The organism is Serratia sp. HNCC26DJ206, from assembly GCF_057180605.1.
Window position 1 is genome coordinate 150442 of sequence record NZ_JBXUGP010000008.1, and the last position, 16117, is coordinate 166558.

Here is a 16117-nt window from a genome sequence, read left to right on the forward strand (position 1 = left end):
CGGCCCGTGCAGCGGTGCCCGAAGGCAAGAGGAATTATAGCGCGAGAGTGCCGGATGGAACGCATCACAGCGGGGTGTTTGAGCACGTGGAATTCACTCATGCAACTCTCGCTCTTATCCCTGAGGCTACCAAATTGCCAACTGTTTGGGGTGCCGTCAATATAACCAGTGGTGATTTACCTAGACTGTGAGAAACAGCAAACAAACATAAAAAAAACCTTTCGATAACATTTGCAGAATTAAAATTTGTGCTATGGGCATTTTTTCAGACCAATACGCCAGTTAATAGAAATTAACCAGCGTTAACCTCCAATAAAAAACTAAAAAAGTTTGTTACTGAATGACGAATATCTGAACGGTTATTTTTGTGATCCAGGTAAAAGGCAGGATGAAATGCTGCACGCTACCCAAAAGATCGGAGGGGACAGCGTTTTGTAATCGGTGCCCCAGCCCCATTCTGCACGGCGTAAAAAAACTTCTGTCAGTGGTTTCTAGCAAGAGGGGGAAGATAGCTCGCATCTTCGATGTTCTTAAATTTCAGACGAAAAAAAACCTGCTCGAAAGCGGGTTTTTCAAATGTGGTCGGCGAGAGAGGATTACTTGCATCTTCGATGCCCGCCCTACGGGCCGTTGCTAAAGCAACGTTGCCTCGCTTCGCTCGGCTCAAACCTCCTTCGGAGGTTCTCATCCTCTTAAATTTCAGACGAAAAAAAACCTGCTCGAAAGCAGGTTTTTCAAATGTGGTCGGCGAGAGAGGATTACTTGCATCTTCGATGCTCGCCCTACGGGCCGTTGCTAAAGCAACGTTGCCTCTCTTCGCTCGGCTCAAACCTCCTTCGGAGGTTCTCATCCTCTTAAATTTCAGACGAAAAAAAACCTGCTCGAAAGCAGGTTTTTCAAATGTGGTCGGCGAGAGAGGATTCGAACCTCCGACCCACTGGTCCCAAACCAGTTGCGCTACCAAGCTGCGCTACTCGCCGTAGCGGGGCGCATATTACTGCTGGCAATTATACGCGTCAATGACTTTCTCCATCGTACTGCCCAACTGGTGGCAAAAGCATCAGCCAGCCAAGCTCTGGTAAACAGATTACAGCACGTTATTCACCGGTTCGCTGCGTGGTACATGGCACCAGTTGTTTTTATCCGCAATGCCGCCGTTTGGTGAGGTGTAGCCGAGGCAGCCAAGAATGGAGTCAAACAATTCGACGTGACGATGGGTTTTGCCAATACGTTGCTGCGCCTGCAACTGCTCGAACGCCCTTTGATGCTGCGGTTCGGCCAGGAATTGATCGGATGCCCAAACCATCATCGGCACGCGAAACTGCTCTGACGGGGCCATTTCACGCGGCGTGCCGTGCAAGTGAGAGTTCTCACCGATCGACTCACCGTGATCGGCGGCATAAAACACGATGGCTTTCTTGTCGCGCACCTGATCGATCACACTGCTGATAAAGGTATCGGTATACAGCACCGAGTTGTCATAAGCGTTGATCAGCCACTCTTTGGAACAGAATTCATCCACCCCCATACACTCCGGCTGATAGCGCGCGAAGCTGCGAGGATAACGCTGCGAATAGAGATAATGTGACCCTTTGGTATGTAGGATCACCAGATGCTTACCATCCGGATAACGCGCCAGCGACTCTTTCATCTCGTCCACCAGCAGCATATCGTCTACCGACTTGCCATCGTTACGCTTCTCAGAGGCGATCATTTCGCGGAAAGAGTAATTATCCACGTTGGTATTGTTGTAGAACCACACTTCACTTTGCATGGCGAACAGTTCAGAGGTGAACCCCAGGGCGTTCAGTACGGCGAACACATTCTGCTCTTTCAGGGTGCGTTGCGGATTATCCAGTGCCCCTCCTTCGCGGACAAACATACAACGTAGTGACAGCTTGGTGGCGGTATCGCAGGATTCACCGCGAAACGCCACCAGGTTTTTTTCCTGAGACAGTTTCGGCGTGGTATCGCGGCCATAGCCCAGCAACCCCATATGATCCCAGCGGGTGGTTTCGCCGATAATAAACACCACGTAGGTATCATCGATCCCGGCCGGTGGCACATAAGTAAAATTTTTGCCCGGATCAAACATATTAGCGTCATCCTGGCTTTCATCGTAACGGGTATAAGCAAACAACCCTAATGCCGACAACCAGTTAGAAGGCAGATAAGAGTGCGCTACCACGCCGCCGTAGCTGGGCAGATCGATATTGGTGATTTTTTCCTGCGCGTTTTGCTGCTTATCCAGCGTACGTAACGGCAGCCACACCAGAGCCACCACCGCCAGCAGTATCAACAGCGGTTTCGTGCGGTGCCCTGGGGTTTTTAACTGTTCAATCAGCGTATTCCGCAAGCTGTTCGTCCAGATACACAGCAGCGGCAAGGCGCTGACTACCACCATCCACAGCACAAAGTGCAGCCCAATCAGCTCTTTGGAAAGATCAATATCGGTGGTCATCACCGAGACGATAATCCCGTAGCCAATCACCACGTTGAAGAACGTCATGTAATAGCTGGCCGCCACGGAAATCAACACCAGCAGCGAGGCGATAATGCGGTAAAACAGCCGCCCACCGAGCGACATCAGCCGCAGGATAAAGAAGGTGAACAGCACAATGGCCGCCACTTCGGTCGCCGCGGCGATAACCTTAATCCCTTGAATGCTTTGGGCAAAAGAGTCAAAACGGCGGTAGAAAACGGAGATATTCAAAAAAATGCCGATATAGATCGCCAGCAATAACGATAAATTCTGCTGGGACAACGAATTAACTTTACTCATGTAACGCAGAAGCTCCGAGGCTTTACTTGCTATGGCCCCATCAGACAGTCAATGCGGTTGCAGGTTCATTCGCCAGGCAATAAGTTCGGTTTTACCCCGCATAATTAAGATAATTATCACGGGATAAGCATTTTTTTCCACTTTTCGCGGCGGAATTTGGCGAGAAAACAGGGATAATAAGTGGGGCCGAAGCCCCAGCTTTCACCGGTTTTTGGCAGGAAACATCACTTAATGTTATGGATAACGCCGATGTGACCGCGAGTGGCGTAAGAAAATGAACCCACCGGCGGCTTCGCTCCACGCTCCATCAGAAGGTCACTACGGTTTTCAGCGCTGTCACCCATGCATCCTGGGTTTCACTCACGCCACCAGGAGCATGCCAGTATTGCAGACCCGGCTGTAGCTCCATCCACGGCGTGGCTTTGAAGCGATAATACAGCTCCGCCGTTACCGAATGGCCCGGAACCGGATGATAGTTCGGGTCCTGATAATCGGTGGCGTTGTTGAGCTGGTTCAGGTAACGCCGGTTGTCCTGATAACGATCGCTTAATTTCACCCGCGATACGCCCAGGCCCAGCCAGTCATCAGGGCGCGCATCAAACAGGCCACGGTAGCGGATCCCGGTGGCAAGCGCATAGTGTATATAGTTGGAGCGCTGATCGGCCAGGCTCATGCTGTAGAACAGGCTCAGGCCACGGTTGGCGTCGCCTTGGTGGCGCGTCACCTGCTGGTTGAAACCGGTGTACATAAACCAGGTTTGGCTATGGCTGCGGTAACCGTCAGGATCGCTGGCCCCTGGCCCGCCGGAGACGCCACGGTACAAATCCTGCTGATCGGCGTTGGTGTACAGCACGCCAAGGTTATACACCGCAGGCAACTGATTAACCGCCTGGGTCTTCAGTTCCAGTTCAACCGGTAACAACATCCCTTTGCTGCCTTTGGTCGACCAGCTCCAGGCGTGGCTGCGGCTCGGAGCCTGCGGGTTCTGCTCAAGGATCCCGGTTTTAAGCGTCAGCTCATCGGTGAGTTTGTACTGTAGGCTGGTGCCCCAATAATGGACGTTCCAGTTGTACCAGGTGAGTGAATTGGCCGATTTACCGCCACACAGCGACAGCGTCTGGAAATCACAGGGAATGATCTGATCGAAATCCTGCACCTTGTTCATCAGGCCGATGCGCCAATGCAGCTTACGATCCATAAAGCTGCGGCTGAAGGTCAGCCAGCCGAGCCGGGTGATGGACTGCCCGCCGTAGCTTTCCTGCGACAGATCGGTCGGATTAACCCGTGGGTCTTGCAGGCGATCGCGCGTCAGGTTGTTATCGTGGTTACGGTTGACGATATTGCCTTCGATCGCCGCGTCGGGAATACCGCTCCATTGCTCCAGATCCTGGCTGAACGTCAACGCAAACTGATCGATATACGACGCCTGTTTATTGTGGTTGTAACCGCCACCGGCGTTGTAGGAAATCTGGCTGAGATAGCCAAGGTTATAATGGAAACCGTGATCTTCCAGAATCGGTCTAATCCCCAGCATCTCTCCCAACAGCCCTGCCTGTGGCGGTTCAAAACCCAGTGCAACTCCCTGCCACTGCGGGGTTGACGCCTCAACGTCTTGGCTGCTTTGCAGTGCTTCTGCCTGCACACTGCCACTGGCCAGCAATAGCGTTGCCAGAGTCAGCGCCTGAGGTATCGAATATTTCATTATTAACTTTCTCCGTATGCCAATATTCCCAGGTACTGACTGCGGGCAACAGCATTCCCTGGGTACAAATAACCCATAATGAACAACAAGATGTTTTCGTTATTTATTGAATAACTCGCCCTATGGACTCACACCGCGCTTAAGCGCACGATGCTTAATATGATGTTCCCTCTCCCACCAGGAGAGAGGGGATTTAGCGATGATTACTTGGCTTTCAGGCTGCTGCCATTGCTGCGGATCACATCACGATACCAATAGAAACTCTTTTTCCGGTGGCGCTCCAGGCTGCCGTTACCGGCGTCGTCGCGATCGACGTAAATAAAGCCGTAGCGTTTCGACATTTCTGCCTTCGAGGCGCTCACCAAGTCGATCGGCCCCCAACTGGTATAACCCATCACCTCAACCCCGTCGTCGATCGCCTCACCCACCTGCACCAGGTGATCGTTGAGATAGTTGATGCGGTAATCGTCGTTGATACTGCCGTCGGCTTCGAGACGATCTTTGGCCCCCAACCCGTTTTCGACGATAAACAGCGGTTTCTGATAGCGGTCATACAGCACGTTGAGCAAGTAGCGCAGGCCAATCGGGTCGATCTGCCAACCCCATTCCGAACTGGCCAGATGCGGGTTAGGCACCATATTGAGGATATTGGCACGCGCGGTGTTGTTCTGTTCCTCGTCGGTGGTCACACAGCCACTCATGTAATAGCTGAAGGAGATAAAGTCGATGGTTTCACGCAGCGCCTGTTTATCTTCACTGGTGATTTCCACCTGGATACCGTTTTCGCGGAAGAAACGCTGCATATAGGCCGGATAGGCACCGCGCGCCTGCACGTCGCCAAAGAACAGCCAATCGCGGTTCTGCCGTTGGGTTTCCAGCAGGTCTTCCGGTTTGCAGGTCAGCGGGTAGAGAATGCCCCCCAGCAGCATATTGCCGATTTGCCCGCCCGGCACAATCTCATGGCAGGTTTTGACCGCTTTGGCACTGGCGACCAGTTGATGGTGAATCGCCTGATAAATCTCACTTTTGCTGCTGTCTTCCGGCAACCCGACGCCGGTGAACGGCGCGTGCAGCGACATATTAATCTCATTGAACGTCAGCCAATGTTTCACCTTATGTTTGTAGCGCTCAAACACCGTGCGGGCATAACGTTCGAAGAAGCCGATGGTTTTACGGCTGGCCCAGCCGCCGTATTTTTGCGTCAGGCCATACGGCATTTCGTAGTGAGACAGGGTGATCAGCGGCTGAATGCCGTATTTCGCCATCTCATCAAACAGCCGATCGTAAAACGCCAGCCCGGCTTCGTTTGGCACTTCCTCATCGCCCTGCGGGAAAATGCGCGCCCAGGCAATCGAGGTACGCAGGCACTTAAAGCCCATTTCGGCAAACAGCGCGATATCCTGCGGATAACGATGATAGAAATCGATCGCCACATCCTTGATGCCGCTGTCGCCCGCCACGCGCGGCGTCAGCGCACCGAAAATCCCTTGAGGCTGCAGATCCGAGGTTGAAAGGCCTTTACCGTCCGTCAGATACGCGCCTTCCACCTGATTTGCCGCGACCGCGCCGCCCCACAGAAAGTGTTCTGGAAATTTGCTACTCATTGTCTCTCCTCAATGATTCTGATTAACGTAATAAAGTCAGTAACGATGCCTGTTCCTGCACCGGACTGTGGCCGTTGGTCAGCACGTCAACGTAGTCATCGCTGTTGCTGATGATGATCGGCGTCGTGGTGTCAAAACCGGCGGCGTGAATGGCGGCCTGATCGAACTCGATCAGCAGATCGCCCTGCATCACGCGATCGCCCTCTTTGATGTGCGCGGTGAAATGCAGGCCGTCGAGTTTGACGGTATCAATACCGACATGGATTAACAGTTCAGCCCCCTCATCCGATTCAATGCCAATGGCGTGCTTGGTCTTGAACAGCGACACCACGTGGCCGTTAACCGGTGCCACCACCCGCCCCTGGTGCGGCTTGATCGCTACCCCTTTGCCCAGCAGGCCGCTGGCGAAGGTGGCGTCATTGACCTGTTCCAATGGGATGATGTCTCCGGCAATCGGGCTGCTGACGAATTGCTTACGGTTAAGTGGCGTCTCGGCCGATGTTGCCACCGCAGGCGCTTCTTCGGCGGGTGGCGTGAGGCCAAACAGGTAACTGGCAATCGCGGCAAACAGGAACGACACCAGCGTGCCGACGATCGCGCCCCACACCGTGGCATCAAAACCCCCGGCCGGGATGATCTGGGCAAAGGTGAAGATGCTCACCAAACCAAACGAGTAGACCGCACTGTGGAAGTAACCGATCACCGCCCCACCTAACGCACCGCCGATACAGCCGAAGATAAACGGCCGCTTATTCGGCAGCGTGACCCCGTAAACCGCCGGTTCGGTAATGCCGAAGATACCGGCGCTGACCGCAGATCCCGCCATAACGCGCAATTTGGCGTCGCGAGTGCGCAGCATCACGCCCAGCGTGGCCCCCACCTGCCCCATCACCGCAGGCAGCAGCAGTGGCGACATGGTGTCACGCCCCAGCACGCTCAGGTTGTTGATCATCAGCGGCACCAATCCCCAGTGTAGGCCGAAGATCACGCAGACCTGCCACATTGCCCCCATAAAGGCACCGGCAATCACCGGGTTGAAGGCATAAATGGTTTGATAACCATGAGCCAGCAGGTGGCTTAGCCAGGTCGCGGCCGGGCCAATCAGCAGGAAAGTCAGCGGAACGGTCACCACCAAGCACATCAACGGTGTGACAAAGTTACGCAGCGCACTGTGGATCACCCGGTTAAACAGCGGCTCCAGGCGGCAGGAAACCCAAGCGGCAAAAATGATCGGAATCACCGACGAGCTGTAGTTGATAAAGGTAATAGGAATACCGAGGAAGTGCTCAGGCTGGGCTCCCGGTTGCTGTGCCGCTTGGAAGGCCGCCATCATCAAGGGATGCGTCAGTGCGCCGCCAATCGCCATGGTCACGAAGACATTGCCGCCGAACTTTTTGCCAGCGGTATAACCCAGCATGATCGGGAAGAAGTAGAACAATGCGTCGCTGGCCGCAAACAGCAGTTTGTAAGTGCCACTGCCGTCCAACATCCAACCGCAGGCCAGACTCAGCGCCAGGAAACCTTTCAGGATCCCCGAAGCCGCCATCACGCCGAGCAGTGGCGTGAAAATGCCGGAAATAACGTCGATCAACCGGCTGAGCAGGTTCTCTTTTTTACCCTCATCGTCCTTGGCTGGGGCCTCATCACCGAATTCGGCCAAGCTATTCACTGCCTTATAGACTTCCCCTACATGGTTGCCGACCACCACCTGAAACTGGCCGCCGCTTTCCACCACCATGATAATGCCGGGGTTTTTCTTCAATGTTTCAGCACTCGCCTGGCGGCCATCACGTAGCTTAAACCGCAGGCGGGTGGCGCAATGCACCAGGCTTTTCACATTGTCGCGGCCACCGACGCCGGCCAAGATCTCACTGGCTAACTCCTGATATTTCATAAAGGTATCCTTAACACTCAGCTCTGCCGATTCACCTCCACGGCGAGGGCCAATCGCCATAGTGGAATTCAGCGCAAAAAAAAACCTAAACCTCATTGCCTCTGATTCCAACGGGGGAATACAGAAGCGTGAGGTTTAGGTTTTGCCTGCCGAAACAGTGACAACCCTAAATCGGCTGAGCTATGACGGTAACATTCCGTTTTTCAATGCAGCAAGACTTTCCGCCATAAAGTTGCCGAACTGTGATCCAGAATACAAAACGCGGCATGACGACACATGCAAAAAAATCATTAACATCTCTAATTAGATGTACCAATGTAATTCATAGTACGTATACATTTGACTTGAATATTTCACATTGCCAAAAGCAAAAAAAACACATGCATAACATGATATTAATCTTGGTCAGAGCTTTTTATCGTTAAATTTTTTTATTCTGCGATCCTGCTTTTCAACCGGAAAACTCTTAAATAACAGTCTATTTCCGCAAATAAATCATGGGAATAGTCTTAATTTTTATACGTGATACATCAGAAAAATTAATTAAAATGTGGACAAAAATAATCAGCAGTATTATTAATGATGCCCTGCGTATTTGTTTTAGGGACAGCCGTAACCATGGCTTTACGTACAAAAATTGGGCGGATTTTAATCACCGGCGCAGGCGGCCGGGTTGCAATGGCTTTCAGGCAATTGGCTGCCGACCGTTATCTTTTTCGGCTGGCAGAAAAAGAACCGGGTCTACTGACCGATGTGCGCCCCGATGATGAAGCGCTGGTGTTTGACATCACCGATATCCAGGCCTGCCGCATCGCTTGTACCAATATCGATACCGTTTTACATCTGGCAGCCGATCCTTCGCCCAATGCGGATTTCTGTACCTCACTGATGAAAAACAATATTCTTGGCACATTCAATATTTTCCGGGCGGCAAAAGATGCGGGCTGCAAGCGCGTGGTCTTCGCCAGTTGTGCGCAGGTCGTTGAGGGCTATCCGCTGGATTATCAGGTGCGCCCGGCAGATGCGCCGAAGCCAAAGAATCTGTACGGCCTCAGTAAGGCCTTTGGGGAAGGGATTGCCGCCTATTTTGCCCATCAGGAAGGGCTTTCGGCACTGTCAGTGCGTATTGCCAACTTAACGACGCTGGCGACCAACCAACGCATCAGCGCCCGCGACATGAGCGCATTTCTCAGTCATCGGGATGCGGCCAATCTGCTCGACCGCTGCATTCGGGTAGCGGATGTACAGCATGCCGTGGTGCATGGCATTTCCAACAATCACTATAAAAGGCTATCGCTGGAGGAAACCACGCACCTGCTCGGCTACCATCCCAAGGATGATGCATTTGCCCTACACGGTTTTACTTAAAGATAATGATTGATTCACTCCGGTAAATTGGGGTGAACCCGGCACGCAACATCAGTTGATGATAATTAACAGCCATATTATTTGTAATAACAGTAATGATACAAAATGGATAATGGATAAAAGCCAGGGCGGGCGAGAAGAAATAACGCCAACGCCGGGCTATTCCCGGCGTTGATGACGTACGATATTACGGTTTTTCGGCAATTTTGCGCAGGTACTCGTTATTTTTAAACGCAATAATAACCATTTCAAAACAAACGCGGGTGAACACGCCGCCGATGATCAAGCCCAGCAGGCCACGGAAAAATTCGCCATAAATCATTAGCCCAACACCGCCAACGACAACCCCCAGTAAGCTGAGCCAATAGACGAAAGTGATGATTTTTGGCGTCAACATCGCCTCAAAAAAGAAAATATTTTTCACTATGTGTTTTCCCTCGTTAATATTTGATTTCCCAAAAAAGGCAAATGTGCCTCTCACTGCCACAAGCAGTGACCAAATATTAATAATCTTTTCTGAATTTTACAAAGAGTAAACGCATCAATTAAAAGAAAAGCGTCTTTCGATACACTCTGTTTAAGTCGTTAAATAGGTGCCGGATGCAACGCTCGCAAATGTGTCGCCACGCCCCAGCTTTGCAATTGCAGCCGCCCATGACTCACTTCAAGCACGGAATAGCCACAGCTGGGGTGGACGTATTTGCTGATATCCTCCATCCAATCACTGCCCTTCAGTTGCCAAATCAACGCCTGCAATGCATGGCCATGCGTCACTACGCCAAAGGTACCGCGCTGGGAAGGAGAAAACCCCTGAAAGAAAGCGACCATTCGCTGGGCAACGTCCATTGCCGATTCGCCTTCTGGGGCTGCGGCCGTCGGTTCACCGGCAAAAATACGCGAAAAGGTCTCGGGGTGATTACGCATCGCCTGATGATAGGGGTGGCCCTGCAGGTAACCAAAGTGCTGTTCATATAATCGCGCATCGCTGCTGACCTCACACTGGCAGTGTGCCGCCAATGCCTGTGCGGTGGTCATCGCCCGCCCCGAAGGCGAACTGAAAAATTGGGTAAAGGGAATGTCTTTCAGCGCGGCCATCAGCGCAGCGATCTGCCGGTGCCCATGTGGCGTCACCGGGCTATCGAGCTGCCCCTGGATGATCCCTTCCCGGTTCCATTGTGATTCTGCATGCCTGATAACGATAAAGCGCATATCTTCCCTCTCAGCCCGCCATCCTGAGCGATAACTATAGACCATCGCGAGAGGCTAACGCGGGCAACTCCACCCTGTACGCCATGAATCAGACTACTCCTACGCTTTCTGGCTATTGCGTGAATCCTTTCGCTGTAAAACCCTATCACCGCTTATGAGTTCAGCTCATAAGCTCATACTGATTACCCTGACTATTCTTAAGGATAACGCGCTGCTAACCTTGACTGATTAACGTCAAACCCTGCGCGTTGTCTGCGCACACCGATCCGAAGAGGCATCAACATGTCGATGAATGTACTTGGTTACGCTGCCATGGCAGCCAAAGAGGCGCTGGTTACACATCGCTTTATTCGCCGCGACCCACGGGCCAACGATGTTGTGGTTCAAATTCTCTACTGTGGCGTTTGCCACTCTGACCTGCATCATGTGCAGAATGATTGGGGCAGAGCGACCTACCCACTGGTGCCAGGCCACGAGATTATTGGCCAGGTGATCAGTGTCGGCGCTGGAGTTTCACGCTTCAAACCGGGTGACTACGTGGGCGTCGGCTGCATGGTAGATTCCTGCCAGCATTGCAGCGCCTGTGAACAGGGGTTGGAACAATATTGTGAAGAAGGCCCAACCCTGACCTACAACAATACCGACCGGCATGACCAGATGCCAACCTACGGCGGCTATTCAGAGAAAATCGTGGTTTCCGACAAGTTCGTTCTGAAAATGCCGTCGGGGCTCGATTTAAAAAGTGCAGCACCGCTGCTGTGTGCCGGGATCACCACCTGGTCGCCACTGCGCCATTGGCAGGTTGGCCCCGGCAGCAAGGTTGCCGTGGTGGGCTTAGGCGGTTTAGGCCATATGGCGCTGAAACTGGCCCATGCTCTGGGGGCAGAAGTCACCCTGTTTACCCGTTCGCCGGGCAAAGAACAGGATGCACGCCGTTTAGGCGCTCATCATGTGGTGCTTTCCAGTGATAACGCCCAGATGGCCAGCGTAAAAGGCCAATTCGATCTGATCATTGATACGGTCCCTTATGTGCATGACCTGAATCCCTACATACCAACGCTGGCACTGGATGGCACGCTGGTTCTGGTGGGCTATCTGGGGGCGCTGGACCCGGTGCTCAACAGCGCTCTGTTGGTGATGGGCCGCAAATCCGTCGCCGGTTCGGTGATTGGTGGCATTGCCGAAACGCAGGAAATGCTGGATTTCTGTGGTCAACACGGTATTACTTCCGATGTGGAACTGATTGATATACAAAATATTAATCAGGCTTATCAGCGTATGCTAAAAAGCGACGTCAAATACCGCTTCGTGATCGACATGGCTTCGCTGCAAGCGTGATGTGCGGATCCCCTTCACCCTTAGGGTGAAGGGGGTTGATAGCGCAGTGCTTCAATCAACAGAGCGAATGCCGAAGTATGCTGCCGGCGGCTCGGGTAATAGAGATAGTAACCGGGAAACGGCGCGCACCAGTCTTCGAGAAACCGCACCAGCCTGCCGCTTTTCAGCTCATCCAGCACCGTATCTTCCGGCACAAAGGCCATCCCGAACCCGGCCAACAACGCCTTCATGATTTGCGAGTTAGAGTTCAGAATTAATTGGCCATCTACCCGCACTCGCAGCGGGCGGCCGTCTTTCTCAAATTCCCAGGCATAGATGCCCCCCAACGTCGGTAGCCGCAGGTTGATACAGCAGTGCTGCTGTAGGTCATGCGGCGTAGCAGGGAGCGTTTTTCCAGCAAGATAACCGGGCGTTGCGACCACGGCCATGCGCATATCCGGGCCAATGCGCACCGCCACCATATCCTGCGCCACCTGTTCCCCCAGGCGGATCCCCGCATCGTAACGCTCAGAGACAATATCCTTAAGGCCATAGTCAATGGTGACCTCCACCTTGATATCGGGATAACCAGGCAAGAAACGCTCAAGAGCAGGCCACAGCACCGTTTGGGCCGAATGCTCGGCGGCGGTGATACGGAGAGTTCCTGCTGGCTTATCATTCATCTCGGTTAACGCGACCAGCTCATCTTCAATATTCCCCAGCAGCGGCGCAATGCGGCCAAGCAGTTGCTCCCCGGCTTCGGTGGGGGCCACGCTGCGGGTGGTGCGCGTCAGCAAGCGGATCTTCAAGCGCTCTTCCAGGCCACGGATAGCATGGCTGAGGGCTGATTGAGACACGCCCAGCTTGGCGGCGGCGCGGGTGAAGCTTTTTTCTGTGGCGACCACGGAAAAAGAGATCAGGTCGTGGATATTTTCTCTCAACATTAATGAGTCCTTCTCATAGGTCCTTGCGCATTTTGCTCTCTAGTCGCTCTGCGGCCTGCGCAGTACCCTGTTAAACCTGAGTCAACGGTACGCCGTTTCCTCACATCACTCAAATTCAGGGGAAAAACTCATGAAGATTATCCGTAGCGATACTCAACCCACCGTCGAAGGCCCAACAAGCTGGTTCACCGGTAACGTGAAGATTGCCGCCCCCTTCCAGGCCAGCGAGCCGGCAAGGGTTGGCGGCGCAACCGTAACCTTTGCCCCCTGCGCTCGTACCGTCTGGCATACGCATCCGCTGGGGCAAACGCTGCTGGTGATCGCAGGCCACGGTCTGGTGCAGGAGTGGGGAAAAACAGCCGAAGAGATCAAACCCGGTGATATCGTCTGGATCCCGGAGGGCGTAAAGCATTGGCACGGCGCCGCAGCCGATTCAAGCATGACGCATATCGCGATCGCCGAATCACTTAACGGCAGCCCGGTGGAATGGATGGAGCCCGTCAGCGATGCCCAGTATCAGAGCTAACTGCCCTCTCGCTGCTCGGTATCAACATGTTTTACGCTCCAAAGATGTTTAAAAGCCGGGAAGGCGTTGAGGGTAAACATCAACGCCTTCCCGGCTTCATTTCGTTAATGCGGCAAAGTCTTCAGTAATAATTAATCAGAAAAACCGTCTTACCATCCGCACGCCCTGGTGTGACTTGCGCACTTTGTTGTATATAGCGGGCAGCCAGTGGAATTCTCACCGTACTGACACCGCTGTTCGAAGGCGTATAGGTCATACCGTTAAAATTAAAGGGGGTGGGAGTTCCTGATGCCTCTCCCCATCCGACTTGTATCCCTACGCCCGTGGCTGCGGTGCTACTGTCGGATGAATTTACCGCCATAATCCCGTTAGTTGCATCAAGAATCGAGGTTGTCGGCTGCATTGATACCTTCAGAGTATTGGCGGTAGGGGCCGGAACCGTTTGACCACCCGCGTTAGTGATGGTGATTTCATTACTCGTACCGTAGTAACCGTAAAAACGCGGGCAGTCCGTTAATGTAATCGAAGCATCCACCCATGGCGTTGTGGAGCCTATCTGCTGGAAATAGTTGTGGGTCTCGTAAGTTCCTAAAGAGACGTTCACATCAGGCGTAGTACAGGTTTTTGACACCACATTGATGGTGCCACTGAAATTGATTGTCGCCACCGTCAGATCTGGGGGCAGGTTCAGAACACCAGAACTATTTGTGAGCGCAGATACCACGGTAGGGAAATTAGCCCCATTGATCGAGCCCGGCGCGATATTGCCAATTTTTATCAAGCCAAATGAGAAACTGGTATCGATATTGAAAGTATTATTCACTCCTACGACACCCGTTTTACCATAGTCCTGTACAGAGTACGGCGTCGGCGTTATTCCTACTGAACCTTTCCAGATAACAATCCCGACACCCGCCACACCGCTTTCATACACATGAGTAAACTTACTGTTAGTCCACCCCGATAACGCCGTTGGCGCGCTGAGTATTTTCAAATACTTGCTGAAGGCATATACGCCTGCCGAAGTTGGATTACAGATAACAATAGGCTGGACCGTGGGTTTAAAATAACCAGTATAGAGTATGGTGCCATCAGGTAAGTCAGGACCCGCGGTGATATTAGCCGGTGTTAATGGCAATGTTGCCGTAATAGCGGCGGGGGATGAACTGGTTAATGCGCAGTTCACCGCAGACATGACGGACGGGCTTATCACTATACTTAGAGCCGCCGTAATAAACCCGATTAAATTTCTGGTTATATTCTTCATCTATATAAATTTCCTAACTTATTTAATTCTGTCGAATAACACTGAGCCTATCGGTGGTGGCTCTACTTAATTTTGGTGTTACATATCATCGATTAATAATAATTAATCAGGAAAACAACTTTGCCATTCGCTTTGCCCGGTGTCGGTCTTGCCGCCGTTTGAATATAGCGGGCAGCCAATGGAACACGTGTAGTCGGGCTCCCGTCTTTCGGCAGCGTCATCGGGTATTCTGATGCAAAGTTAAACAGGGTTGGCGTTTGGCTGCTCTCTCCCCAACCAAGCTGGATCCCGACGCCTGATGCCGCCCCGGCTACCGTCGAATCGAGAGCCATAATCCCGTTGCCGGAATCAGTGACCGTGGTGGTTGGGGTCAATTGCACGCCAATGTTATTATTGAGTGAAGTGGTTACGTTACTGGTTCCTGTACCGTAATCCATTAATAACGTCGTATTGGTATTATTATAAAAACCGTAGAACGTTGGGCAATTGGTCAGAGTAATTGAGGCATCTACCCAAGGCGTGGTCGTATTTATCCCTTTAAAATCCGTATTGATATTATACTTCCCTATGGTAACCGCGACATCTGGCGTTGTACAGGTTTGGGTTGATACCGTCAGATTACCTTGAAAGCTGACATTATAAAACGTAAACGGGAACCCGGTTACCGTTGCCGAACCAGCATGGCTATTTAACGCGGGGTCAATAGTGGTCTTGATACTCGGGATATTTGCACCGCTGAGAGTATAGTTACCCGGTGTGATAGGGCCGGTTTTAATTAACGAAATATAGCGTGTTGAGCCCGCAAAATCATAGCGCCCACCTAGCTCTGTAGTGACCTGCTTAATTACGGTCTCCACATCAGCAGCAATAAGCCTAGTTGTTGTTATTGGGCTGCTATTAGAGGCGCGTGAAATGACCACACCGATGCCCGGAATATTGGTCTGATAAACTGCACCAGCAAATGGGCCGGTCGTCAAACCGCTGAGGGGGAATGGCGTATTGGTAATCACCGTTGCCGTATTGTACCAAAATGATTTGCCAACATCGCTTTGTGCCCATGTACACGGCATAGGGATCATTTTCATCACCCAGGTTCCCTGATAGAGAATCGTCCCCACGGGAATATCGGCTCCGGCAGAAATCGCCGCTGGGTTCAACGGCACGGCTTCGGTTTGAGTCGCGTTAGTGGCGAACGAACAACTCACGGTGGCCCAGCTACTGGAACTGATAACGCTCAGCATTAATCCACTCAAAAGGCCCTGGGTTTTATTTATCGAACATTTCATCAGTCATTGCCCTCTTTCTGGCTCTTTATGCCGTTCTTACCAGAAAGGAAAATAGTGGTAATGCGTTGGTCATTGATCGACATAAATGACTCGCGTTGCTCGCCCCGCAATACGCCAACAACCTTTTGGCTTGTCGAATGGACTGAACATTATTTAATCAGGGCATCAAAAGTATTTACCGCGCCATAGTCATTAACAAAGGTGCCGGTTATCTGATG

General features: G+C 52.2%; 12 protein-coding genes, 1 tRNA gene and 2 other RNA genes. 3 read left to right on the forward strand and 12 right to left on the reverse strand.

Annotated features, from left to right (window positions below; translation table 11 throughout):
* Window positions 1–579: 579 nt before the first annotated feature.
* The 7 genes from AC2A1E_RS07545 to bglF form a co-directional block, all read right to left on the reverse strand.
* Window positions 580–709: non-coding RNA, RtT sRNA (locus AC2A1E_RS07545), on the reverse strand.
* 32 nt (window positions 710–741) lie between these two features.
* Window positions 742–871, reverse strand: a non-coding RNA gene (locus AC2A1E_RS07550) — RtT sRNA.
* 32 nt (window positions 872–903) lie between these two features.
* A tRNA-Pro gene (locus AC2A1E_RS07555) sits at window positions 904–980 on the reverse strand.
* 107 nt (window positions 981–1087) lie between these two features.
* Window positions 1088–2782 (reverse strand): kdo(2)-lipid A phosphoethanolamine 7''-transferase, encoded by a 1695-nt coding sequence (eptB, locus tag AC2A1E_RS07560; protein ID WP_484383235.1) that lies wholly within the window; start codon window positions 2780–2782, stop codon window positions 1088–1090.
* A 307-nt stretch (window positions 2783–3089) separates the two neighbouring features.
* On the reverse strand, window positions 3090–4484 hold the full coding sequence (locus AC2A1E_RS07565) for a carbohydrate porin (protein ID WP_484383236.1): 1395 nt from the start codon (window positions 4482–4484) through the stop codon (window positions 3090–3092).
* Window positions 4485–4687: 203 nt separating this feature from the next.
* Complete coding sequence (locus AC2A1E_RS07570; RefSeq protein ID WP_484383237.1) at window positions 4688–6088, reverse strand: glycoside hydrolase family 1 protein; 1401 nt, start codon at window positions 6086–6088, stop codon at window positions 4688–4690.
* Between the two features lie 22 nt (window positions 6089–6110).
* A complete protein-coding gene (gene bglF, locus AC2A1E_RS07575; protein WP_484383238.1) occupies window positions 6111–7982 on the reverse strand; it encodes a PTS beta-glucoside transporter subunit IIABC in 1872 nt (623 codons plus the stop codon).
* A gap of 618 nt (window positions 7983–8600) precedes the next feature.
* Between bglF and AC2A1E_RS07580 the strand changes: the two genes are divergently transcribed.
* Complete coding sequence (locus tag AC2A1E_RS07580; protein ID WP_484383239.1) at window positions 8601–9350, forward strand: NAD-dependent epimerase/dehydratase family protein; 750 nt, start codon at window positions 8601–8603, stop codon at window positions 9348–9350.
* Window positions 9351–9537: 187 nt separating this feature from the next.
* On the opposite strand, the gene AC2A1E_RS07585 is transcribed toward AC2A1E_RS07580, so the two are convergent.
* Complete coding sequence (locus AC2A1E_RS07585; protein WP_484383252.1) at window positions 9538–9774, reverse strand: DUF4282 domain-containing protein; 237 nt, start codon at window positions 9772–9774, stop codon at window positions 9538–9540.
* 161 nt (window positions 9775–9935) lie between these two features.
* Window positions 9936–10559, reverse strand: a complete 624-nt coding sequence (locus AC2A1E_RS07590; protein WP_484383240.1) for a histidine phosphatase family protein — start codon at window positions 10557–10559, stop codon at window positions 9936–9938.
* A gap of 282 nt (window positions 10560–10841) precedes the next feature.
* Between AC2A1E_RS07590 and AC2A1E_RS07595 the strand changes: the two genes are divergently transcribed.
* Window positions 10842–11897: an NAD(P)-dependent alcohol dehydrogenase gene (locus AC2A1E_RS07595; RefSeq protein ID WP_484383241.1), complete on the forward strand. Its 1056-nt coding sequence runs from the start codon at window positions 10842–10844 to the stop codon at window positions 11895–11897.
* Between the two features lie 20 nt (window positions 11898–11917).
* Here AC2A1E_RS07595 and AC2A1E_RS07600 read toward each other — a convergent pair whose 3' ends face one another.
* Complete coding sequence (locus AC2A1E_RS07600) at window positions 11918–12820, reverse strand: LysR family transcriptional regulator (protein WP_484383242.1); 903 nt, start codon at window positions 12818–12820, stop codon at window positions 11918–11920.
* 130 nt (window positions 12821–12950) lie between these two features.
* On the opposite strand from AC2A1E_RS07600, the gene AC2A1E_RS07605 reads away from it, so the two are divergent.
* A complete protein-coding gene (locus AC2A1E_RS07605; protein WP_484383243.1) occupies window positions 12951–13346 on the forward strand; it encodes a (R)-mandelonitrile lyase in 396 nt (131 codons plus the stop codon).
* A 121-nt stretch (window positions 13347–13467) separates the two neighbouring features.
* On the opposite strand, the gene AC2A1E_RS07610 is transcribed toward AC2A1E_RS07605, so the two are convergent.
* Both AC2A1E_RS07610 and AC2A1E_RS07615 read right to left on the reverse strand, forming a co-directional pair.
* The gene (locus AC2A1E_RS07610) at window positions 13468–14613 is read right to left on the reverse strand and encodes a fimbrial protein (RefSeq protein WP_484383244.1); all 1146 of its coding nucleotides are present in this window, start codon (window positions 14611–14613) and stop codon (window positions 13468–13470) included.
* A gap of 92 nt (window positions 14614–14705) precedes the next feature.
* Entirely contained in the window at window positions 14706–15698 is a 993-nt protein-coding gene (locus AC2A1E_RS07615; RefSeq protein ID WP_484383253.1) for a fimbrial protein, read from the reverse strand.
* Window positions 15699–16117: the final 419 nt, after the last annotated feature.

Excerpts from the sequence above, each read along its gene's own strand:
- eptB (WP_484383235.1), bottom strand. The coding sequence starts at position 2,782 with ATGAGTAAAGTTAATTCGTTGTCCCAGCAGAATTTATCGTTATTGCTG.
- AC2A1E_RS07565 (WP_484383236.1), bottom strand. The coding sequence starts at position 4,484 with ATGAAATATTCGATACCTCAGGCGCTGACTCTGGCAACGCTATTGCTG.
- AC2A1E_RS07570 (WP_484383237.1), bottom strand. The coding sequence starts at position 6,088 with ATGAGTAGCAAATTTCCAGAACACTTTCTGTGGGGCGGCGCGGTCGCG.
- bglF (WP_484383238.1), bottom strand. The coding sequence starts at position 7,982 with ATGAAATATCAGGAGTTAGCCAGTGAGATCTTGGCCGGCGTCGGTGGC.
- AC2A1E_RS07580 (WP_484383239.1), top strand. The coding sequence starts at position 8,601 with ATGGCTTTACGTACAAAAATTGGGCGGATTTTAATCACCGGCGCAGGC.
- AC2A1E_RS07590 (WP_484383240.1), bottom strand. The coding sequence starts at position 10,559 with ATGCGCTTTATCGTTATCAGGCATGCAGAATCACAATGGAACCGGGAA.
- AC2A1E_RS07595 (WP_484383241.1), top strand. The coding sequence starts at position 10,842 with ATGTCGATGAATGTACTTGGTTACGCTGCCATGGCAGCCAAAGAGGCG.
- AC2A1E_RS07600 (WP_484383242.1), bottom strand. The coding sequence starts at position 12,820 with ATGTTGAGAGAAAATATCCACGACCTGATCTCTTTTTCCGTGGTCGCC.
- AC2A1E_RS07605 (WP_484383243.1), top strand. The coding sequence starts at position 12,951 with ATGAAGATTATCCGTAGCGATACTCAACCCACCGTCGAAGGCCCAACA.
- AC2A1E_RS07610 (WP_484383244.1), bottom strand. The coding sequence starts at position 14,613 with ATGAAGAATATAACCAGAAATTTAATCGGGTTTATTACGGCGGCTCTA.
- AC2A1E_RS07615 (WP_484383253.1), bottom strand. The coding sequence starts at position 15,698 with ATGAAAATGATCCCTATGCCGTGTACATGGGCACAAAGCGATGTTGGC.